General features: G+C 62.7%; 1 protein-coding gene and 1 pseudogene. Both read right to left on the bottom strand.

Going from position 1 to position 2,805, the window contains the following annotated elements:
• Positions 1 to 265: pseudogene (locus ACGVJ8_RS04180) on the bottom strand (acetate kinase); the annotation flags it as partial.
• Entirely contained in the window at positions 265 to 2,787 is a 2,523-nt protein-coding gene (locus ACGVJ8_RS04175; RefSeq protein WP_392345706.1) for a glycogen/starch/alpha-glucan phosphorylase, read from the bottom strand. The pseudogene ACGVJ8_RS04180 and the gene ACGVJ8_RS04175, both read right to left, overlap by 1 nt.
• Positions 2,788 to 2,805 lie beyond the last annotated feature (18 nt).

Here is a 2,805-nt window from a genome sequence, read left to right as displayed (position 1 = left end):
CCTTCAGCCGGCTTTCCACCTCAGGCGTGATCAGCGTCGGCGCCGTGAACTGTTCCCCGCCGTGGACGACGCGATGGCCAATGAGGCCCAGTCGCTGACGGTGGGGTTCGATCGCCGGCGTTAGCCAGTTGTCGAGCACCTCCTCCAGTCCATCGTCCTCGGTCAGGCTGCGCCCTTCATGCCAGACGAAAGCCCCGGTGGAATCCACCAGGGCTGCCTTGAGGCTGGAACTGCCCAGATTGATCACCAGGCAGAGGTCGCCCATCAGCGCACGTCGCAGGTGATCTCAACGTTGAGTGGATCCACGGCCCAGATGTTCTTGCAGTACTCGCCGATGGAACGATCGGAGGAGAAGAACCCGGTGCGTGCCGTGTTCAGCAGCGACATCCGGTTCCAGTGCATCCGGTCGCCCCAGACACGGCTGACCGCCTCCTGGGCCCGCAGGTAGTCGGCGTAGTCGGCCATCACATAGAAGGGGTCGTTCCCGGTGAGGTTGTCGAGCAGGGGGCGGAACAGTTCGCCGTCGCCGTTGCTGAAATGCCCCATCTCGATCAGCCGCAGGGCCTCCTGCAGTTCCGGCAGCCCTGCGATCACGTCGCCGGGGCGGTAGCCGTCCTGCTGAAGGGCCGTGATCTCTTCCACGGTCTTGCCGAACAGGAAGAAGTTCTCGCTTCCCACCAGCTCACGGATCTCCACATTGGCCCCGTCAAGGGTGCCGATGGTGAGGGCGCCATTCATGGCGAACTTCATGTTGCCGGTGCCGGAGGCTTCCTTGCCCGCGGTGGAGATTTGTTCGGAGAGGTCGGAGGCGGGATACACCTGCTCCCCCAGCTTCACGTTGTAATCCGGCAGGAACACCACCCGCAGCAAGCCATCCATGTCAGGATCGGCATTGATGGTGTCGGCGATGCCGTTGAGGAAGCGGATGATCAGCTTCGCCATGTAGTAGCCGGGAGCAGCCTTGCCGCCGAAGATCACGGTGCGGGGCGCCATGCCGTCGGTCTCGCCGTTCTTGATCCGCAGGTACTGGGTGATCACCTGCAGGGCGTTGAGGTGCTGGCGCTTGTACTCGTGGATCCGCTTGACCTGTACGTCGAATAGGCTGGCGGGATCCACCAGTACGCCGGTGTTGCGGTGGATGTAGGTGGCCAGTTTGCGCGTCACCGACAGCTTGGTGTTGCCCCAGAGCTCGAGGAAGCTCTGGTCGTTCTGCCGCTCCTCTAGTTTGCGCAAGCTCTCCATGTTGGAGATCCAGTCGGGTCCCACGTGCTTATCCAGCAGGGCCGACATCTCGGGGTTGGCTAGGGCGACCCAGCGGCGCGGGGTGACGCCGTTGGTGACGTTGGTGAACTTCTCTGGCCAGAGCGCCGCAAACTCGGGCAGCAGCTCGGTTTTCACTAGATCCGAGTGCAGGGCTGCAACACCGTTCACGTGGTGGGCACCGATGGTGGCCAGGTGGGCCATGCGCACGGCTTTGCTGCCCTCTTCATCGATGATCGAGAGCTTGCGCTGGATCGCGTCGTTGCCGGGGTAGCGCAGTCGCACCTGCTGCAGGAAGCGCCGGTTGATCTCGTAGATCAGCTCCAGATGGCGGGGCAACAGGCTGCTGAAAAGGTTGAGGTCCCACTTCTCAAGCGCTTCCGGCAGCAGGGTGTGGTTGGTGTAGGCCACGGAGCGGGAGGTGATGTCCCAGGCCCGGTCCCACTCCAGATGCCGATCGTCGATCAGCAGACGCATTAGCTCCGCCACGGCGATGGCCGGGTGGGTGTCGTTGAGCTGAACGGTCCAGTAGTTGGGGAAGTCCTCGACCAACAGCCCTCGGTTGTCGAGGCTGCGCAGCATGTCCTGCAGCGAGCAGCTGACGAAGAAGTGCTGTTGCTTCAGGCGCAGACGCCTGCCTTCGTCGGTGCCGTCGTTGGGATACAGCACCTTGGAGAGGGTTTCGCTGCCTACCTTTTCTTCAACGGCGCCGTAGTAGTCGCCGATGTTGAAGGCATAGAAGTCGAAGCTTTCGGTGGCATCGGCACGCCACAGCCGCAGCCGATCGCAGATGTTGACCCGGTAGCCCAGCACCGGCACGTCATGGGGGATGCCGATGGCGTGTTCCGCCGGGATCCAGCGGGAGCGGTAGTTGCCTTTGTCGTCGATGTAGCTCTCGGTGCGGCCACCGAAGCCCACGAAACAGGCCTCATCGGGTTGGGGCAGTTCCCAGGGCCAGCCCCCCTTCAGCCACTTGTCGGTGATCTCCACCTGCCAGCCATCGCGGATTAGCTGATCGAAGATGCCGAACTCGTAGCGGATGCCGTAGCCAGTGGCCGGGATCTTCAGGCTCGCCAGCGACTCCATGTAGCAAGCCGCCAGACGGCCGAGACCGCCGTTGCCCAGGCCCGGTTCCTCCTCTACGTCTAAGATCTGCTGTAACGACTTGATGCCAAAATTTTTCAGGGCTTCTTCGGCCTCCTTCTGCATCCCCAGATTCAGCAGGTTGCTGTGGAGCTGCGGGCCGATCAGGAATTCCGCCGAGAGGTAGGCCACCGATTTCTGCGGACGGGCCCGCATCGCTTCGGTGGTGGCGAGGTATCGCATCATCAGCCGGTCACGCACCGCATAACTCAGGGCCATGTAGAGGTCATTGCGGCTGGCGGTGGGGGCGAGCTTGCCGAGCGTGAAGAACAGGTGCTCCGTCATGCCGTCGAACACGCTCTTGGCATCGAGGCCGGCGCGTTCGGGGTCGTTGTGACAGCCGGGAGTTGGCAGACGCAGATCGAACGATTGTGACGTGGTCATGAGGGTTCAGCGAGCCAT

Origin of the sequence: Parasynechococcus sp. (assembly GCF_042954245.1) — a bacterium.
Classification (GTDB): Bacteria; Cyanobacteriota; Cyanobacteriia; order PCC-6307; family Cyanobiaceae; genus Parasynechococcus.
This window is presented reverse-complemented; position numbering and strand designations above follow the sequence as displayed.